The sequence below is a fragment of the Peloplasma aerotolerans genome (assembly GCF_030012175.1).
Taxonomy (GTDB): Bacteria; Bacillota_I; Bacilli_A; order Acholeplasmatales; family Acholeplasmataceae; genus Peloplasma; species Peloplasma aerotolerans.
Map to the genome: position 1 here is coordinate 1 of NZ_JASCXW010000051.1, position 6,682 is coordinate 6,682.

Genomic DNA, 6,682 nt, shown 5'->3' on the forward strand with positions numbered 1-6,682 from the left:
TTTTTAAAATAAAGGAGGATCAAATGGCACATTTGTTTGATAGAATCAACAGCAATTTTTTTAGTGTGCTTTCCTCCCCGAATAAAAAGACATACATCGACTGTATTTTTATCATTTACCATTCGATTGATACAATAGAAGATGCTTTTCAAGGGGATAGAGAATATATTGTTCAAAAGCTTATTGATTACTTTGATGAGCAACCAACAGAAGACTTCATTGATGCCGAAGACGACGAGCCAGCTCGTACGAGTCGACAAAAAGCTGTTCATGTGATTAATGTTCTTAAAAGAAATGGATGGCTTGGTGAAGAAGAATTAGGTGATTATAAAACATCACTCAATTTATTTGACTACTCAATACAAATTATAGATATTTTAGAATCAATTAAAGATAACCGTCAAAGCGAATATACAGGTGAGATATACACCGTGTATTCTCTTTTGAATTCTTTTAATTTGTCTGAAGGTATCGGAATCTTAGAACAGGCATTTCAAAAAACAAACGATATATTAAGAAAACTCAAATCGCTAAAAGCGAATATTTATCGTTATTACTATGACATTACAAAAAAACAATCAAGACATGATTTACAAGTTCTATTAGAAAAGTTGTTAGTTGAGTATAAGCAAAATTTCTTTGATTCGGCTTATTACAATCTAAAAACAACAGATAGCTTACCAAGATATAAAAGATCAATTTTAGAAGTCATATCGAATATTCAAAACAATGAAGAGACCATGGACACTTTAGCTGCAATGGTTCAAAAAACGAAACGTATTGAAGAGTATAATGAGGCTTTCCATTATGTCGAGGATCGTCTAAGGTTCATAACAGATAGCTTTACAGCCTTAGAACATCTTATTTTAGCCATCGATAGAAAAAACGAGCAATACATCAGTGCAGCAGCTTCGAAGATCTTGTTCTTCACCAATCAGTCTGATGATGTTGAAGGTATCTTTAACCGATTATTTAGAATTATTTTGCACAAAAAAGATATGGATTACAATGCATTATTCAATTTAACTCAAATGAGAAATTTAGATACACAATCGCTTTATAATCAAAGAAGAATGCGTATTGAACCTGTTTCTGAAGAAATTTTGTTTGATGAAAGTTCAATTAGTGATGAGTATCGACAAGAAAAAATTAAAGCATTACTTAAAAATAATATTTTTGGTAAAAAAGAAATTGACGAGTATGTCAAAGGTTTACTTGATGGTAGACCATCGATTGAAGCATCATCGATTGATTTAGAAACACAAGAAGATTTCGTCAAACTCATTTTGATTTTCTTATATTCAAAATCCGTTGGCATGCATTACGATGTCGAACTGATGAGTAAAGCATGTAAAAGCAACTTCGTTACCTTCCAAAACTTTAAAATTAAAGAGGTACAAAAATGAACAAATCAGCAGCATTAAGACAATTTAGCGATGAATATGGATTGCTTAAAGAAGGCGAAAAATCAAATTTCTCACGAATTGTCAATAAATTGTTTCAAGTCAACTTTATAACAAAAAGAAAGCCTGGAGATACCAACGACTATCGTTTTATTGTCGCTTACAAAGCTGCATTCGAATCCTTTTTTGCATTAAGTGATTTCACATTAAACATCATGCGTGAGGATGAAGTTGTATATATTGAAAACGACAACTATTTTAATCATATGCGTTTAAGAAAAACAGAAAGTATTTTAATTCTTGTGATTCGTATTTTATACCAACGTAAAATGGATTTGATCACATTAGATGAAGATGTAGAAATATATTTACATGAAATTCATTCAGAACTTACAAGAATCGGATATTTAGATCATAAGCGAATAACAAAAGATAAATTAAAACCTGCATTAACATTTCTTAGAAACTACAATATAATCGACTATATTGATCGTGGTTTGCATGATGATGCAAGAATAAAAATATATCCAACCATTCTTTATGTAACGAATATGGATAGCATTAAAGAAATCATTCAAAAGCTTGAAGGATATGTAGAGGGAGGAAGTGACGACGATGAAGAAACTGACGAAGATTAAACTAGTTAATTGGCACTTATTCTCTAACCAAACGATTGATATTAAAGATAATGCTTTGATTTCGGGTGAAAATGGATCTGGTAAATCAACTTTATTAGATGCTATGCAATATTTATTTGTCGGTGGACGAAGTGGTTCTAAGTTTAATATTGCAGCAACCGATGATGCAAAACGTACATTAGAAGGTTATGTTCGTGGACGTATCGGTGCTGAAAATAAAGAATATTTGCGTAATGGTGATGTAATCACTCATGTTGCTTTAGAATTCTTTGATGAACAAAGTAAGAAGTTTAGTGTCGTTGGGTGTGTTCTAGACCTTCCAAAAGCTTCTCAACTTAAAGAACGTTTTTATTTACTTGAAAATGTATCCATCCATGATGGTCTATTTCTTGAGAAAAAATATCCAAGAGATTTTAAGAGCATGAAAAAATACTTAAAAAGTCTTGACATTGATTTTTCACCATTCGATACTCAGAAAAAATATCGTGATGCTTTAGCACGCTTTTTTGGTATGGATGCTACAAAATATGCAAAAATATTACCTAAAGCTTTAGCATTTAGACCTATTGATTTACAAGCATTTGTTTTTGAGTTTTTATTAGATGATGATCCAATCGACATTCAATCCTTAAAAAATAACGTTGCTCAACTAAAAAAAGTTGAACAACAAATAAAAAAGGATAAAGAAAAACTAGATCGACTTGATCAAATCGCTCAAACAGGCGAAGATATTACACAAAATAAAGAACAAAAAGATATTAATGAATTAATTGATCAACTTAATTGGGTAGAAAAAAGAGAGTCTTTTATTAAAGAAAATGAAGATAAACTAACCCAAATAGAAAAACGATTAGACTACTTAAGGGAAGCAAAATCACAAGTTGATGAGCAATTTGAAGATAGTGAGCAAGCAATCATTAATCTTGAACGTGCTAAAAATGATTCTGACTTATCAAGAACCTTATCACAATATCAAGAAGCACTGCAAAAGAAAGCAAAAGAATATGAAACACAAAAAGAAGCTGTTGTTCAACTTAGAGAGTTATTAAAAAAAGAATTCGAAACCATTAAAGAATTGACTAATCATGTGAACAACACAATGATGAAATCATTTGTTTCATATTACCAAACCAACGAAGATCAATTATCTGCTGCTGAGTTATCACGTCATCTAGCAGATTTGAGTACAGAAGTTCAAGCATACTTACAAGCATTTCATACTGAAAAAGAAAATCTTGAAAAAGAGAAAACTGAACTTTCACAAACCATCAGAATATCACAGCAAAAAATATCACAACTCAAACGACATGTTAAAACATATCCGTTTTACGTTGAAAACTTAATCAGATCATTAAATGAAGAGTTATCTGCACATTATCAAAAAGAAGTTCGAGTTCGTCCTTTATGTGAACTGATTGAAGTTACAGATGAGAAATGGAGAAACGCACTTGAAGGATATTTAAATACACAAAGATTCGATATTATCGTTGATCCAGTCTATTTCAACGATGCACTCGACATTTATGACCGCATCAAAATTGAACAAAAAATATATGGTGTTGGTTTAGTAAACACATCAAAACTAACAGCTTATGAACAACTCTCTCCAGGAACCTTAGCAGATAAAGTATCTTCTGAGCATACTTATGCAAGATACTATATCAATATGTTGCTCAATAATACGTATTGTGTTGATAATGTACATGAACTTAAAAACTATCATCGCTCAATTACACCTACATGTATGACATATAGCAACCACACCGCACGACAAATCAACCCTAGAGCATATGAAATTCCATTTATAGGGGCTCAAGCAACCACACTCCAAATGGAGATGGAGTCAAGCAATCTAAACGCTCTAGAAGCCAAAATGAACAAGTTGTATGAACTCACTGATAAAAACGATAAGATCGTTAAACTATTGACATCTAGTAGAAGTAATCAATTGATTCATCAAGGCCAAATGCGTTATCTTGACTTAATTAAGCAAACTAGAAAAGAGTATACACAAATTGAAGAGCAAATTCATAATTTAGGTAATGATAAAAATCTTGCTAAACTTGATCAACAAATTGATAAAGCAAGAGAACAAAGAAAATTACTTAGACAAGAAGCAGATGGTTTAGTTGGAGAAATAGCAACCAATCGTGATGAACGTCAAAGAATTTTAGATTTAATTGAAGAGATCAAAGAAAAACTTGATGAGTTTACCATCGAACAAAAACGAATGAGTCAAAAACATCCAGAAAAACTTAGTCTTGCAAACACACAATTTTATGCACTCAAAATCAAATACAAACAAGACCATGAATCAATTACAAAATATCTAGCATCATCATCGGTAGCCTTAAACTCACAAATTATTAAAGCTGAAGCTGATATTGTCAATTTGATGAAAGCATTTAATGATTTATATCATTTTGGAGCTGCACCATCAATTGATGAACTTTATTATTATGAACAAGAAGCTCAAAAGATTAGAAATAATAATTTAGTGAGATATGAGCAAGAAGCAACCGAACTTAGAAAGAGTTCAGAAATTGGATTTAAAGAAGAATTTGTTGGAAAACTTAGAGCAAGTATTGAAAATGCGCAACAACAAATTGCTGAACTTAACTTTGCATTAACAGATAAGACATTTGGATCTGATAGTTATCAGTTAATCTATAAAGCAAGTGAAAACCCTGATTATAAGCAATATTACAACATTATTATGGGCAATGAAGCGATTAGTAAACACACCTTGTTTACTGAAGGGTTAACGAAAAAGAATGAAACCATTTTAATGGAACTATTCGAAAAAATTGCGAGTAATGACCCAGAATACGATTTATTGACATATAAGTTCTTAGATTATAGAAACTACATGTCTTATGATATTGAAGTGACGAATCAAAATGGTAATAAATCATACTTCTCTAAAGTATCAAGAGAAAAGAGTGGTGGGGAAACTCAAGTACCATTCTATATCGTTATTGCTGCATCATTCCAACAATTGTTAACGAAGAATCGTAGAATTGATTCAGGATGTATTGTTTTATTTGACGAAGCATTTAACAATATGGACGAAAGTCGTATTGATGCAATGATGAAATTTTATAACAGTTTAAGTATTCAGTTATTAATAGCTGTTCCACCACAACGTGTTTCTAATATTATTAATTACGTCAATACAAGCTTAGTCATTGTTAAAGAAAATGATCAAGCAATTGTTGAAACATTTAGAGATGATAGAACCATCAGATTATAACAATAAGATGGCCAAATGAGGCCATCTTATAAATCATAAAAGGGAGAATAACATGAAAAAAATAACTGAGAAAGATTTGAAACAACTAGAGTCAAATTATGAGAAAAAACCAGTTCAAAATGCACTTCGAAGAGTATTGGTTAAAAATGAGTTAGCCAATCTTTTTGACAAACAAGAACAAAAAGCTTCAACTCAATTCCGCTTTTCTCATGAGATTAAAACTTTACCTGTAACTAATCAAAAAGCAAGTGGCAGATGCTGGATTTTTGCAGGACTCAATGTTTTAAGAGAAATCGTAGCGAAAAAGCATGATTTAAAAGAATTTGAGTTATCTCAAAATTACACAGCATTTTATGATAAGTTAGAAAAAATTAATTATTTTATTGAAATTATGGATGACTTTTTAGAAGTTGATCAAGATGATAGAACACTACAACATATTTTAAAAACCGGAATTCAAGATGGTGGTCAATGGGATATGTTCGTTAGTTTAATTGAAAAGTATGGTGTTGTACCAAAAGAAGCGATGACAGAAACTGCATCAAGCAGTGGTACACGCTTTATGAATCAAATCATTAATGTTAAATTAAGACAATATGCAGCAAATGCAAGAAGACTTGCTGCTGCAAATAAACAAAATGAAATTAAAGCACTTAAAGAAAAAGCATTAGATGAACTTTATACATTTTTAACAACAAACTTTGGTGTCCCACCAAAAACATTTGACTTTGAATACGTGTCAAATGATCAATATCATATTGAAAAGAGTTTGACTCCACAAGCATTTTATCAAACTAAGATTGGCGATATATTAAAAGATTACGTATCAATCATTCATGCACCTACTAAAGATAAACCATTCTTAAAAACATATACTGTAGCTTACTTAGGTAACGTTATTGGTGGTAGAGAAATTAAGTACTTAAACCTAGAAATGAAAGATTTAAAAGATTTAGTGTTAAAACAACTTAAAGATAATGAAGTTGTATGGTTTGGTTCTGACGTTGCTAGATATGGTGACCGTAAAGAAGGCGTATGGGATGATCAATCGTTTGATTATGATCAAATGCTTGAAACGAGTTTATTTATGACAAAAGAAGATGAACTTGACTACAGCCAAGGTGCGATGAATCATGCAATGTTAATTACTGCTGTCAATATCGATAATGATAAACCAAATCGTTGGAAAATTGAAAATAGTTGGGGAGATGCTAACGGTAGTAAAGGTTATTATTTAGCAACAGATAGTTGGTTTGATCGTTATGTCTATCAAGCCGTTATTCATGAAAAATATTTAACTAAAGAGCAACTAAAAGCATGGAAAGAAGAACCTAAAGTGTTGAAACCTTGGGATCCAATGGGTTCACTTGCTGTTTAACAAAAATGGA

At 31.2% G+C, this 6,682-nt stretch carries 4 protein-coding genes; all 4 read left to right on the plus strand.

What is annotated here, in order from left to right:
- The first annotated feature begins 23 nt into the window (after positions 1-23).
- Genes QJ521_RS09160 through QJ521_RS09175 form a run of 4 tightly spaced genes read left to right on the plus strand, consistent with a single transcriptional unit; the run spans position 24 to position 6,672 of the window.
- Entirely contained in the window at positions 24-1,406 is a 1,383-nt protein-coding gene (locus QJ521_RS09160; RefSeq protein ID WP_282840182.1) for a Wadjet anti-phage system protein JetA family protein, read from the plus strand.
- Entirely contained in the window at positions 1,403-2,041 is a 639-nt protein-coding gene (locus QJ521_RS09165; RefSeq protein ID WP_282840183.1) for a DUF4194 domain-containing protein, read from the plus strand. Before QJ521_RS09160 ends, QJ521_RS09165 begins: the two co-directional genes overlap by 4 nt.
- Complete coding sequence (locus tag QJ521_RS09170) at positions 2,019-5,294, plus strand: ATP-binding protein (protein WP_282840184.1); 3,276 nt, start codon at positions 2,019-2,021, stop codon at positions 5,292-5,294. Before QJ521_RS09165 ends, QJ521_RS09170 begins: the two co-directional genes overlap by 23 nt.
- Positions 5,295-5,346: 52 nt before the next feature.
- Positions 5,347-6,672: a C1 family peptidase gene (locus tag QJ521_RS09175; RefSeq protein WP_282840185.1), complete on the plus strand. Its 1,326-nt coding sequence runs from the start codon at positions 5,347-5,349 to the stop codon at positions 6,670-6,672.
- The last annotated feature ends 10 nt before the right edge of the window (positions 6,673-6,682 follow it).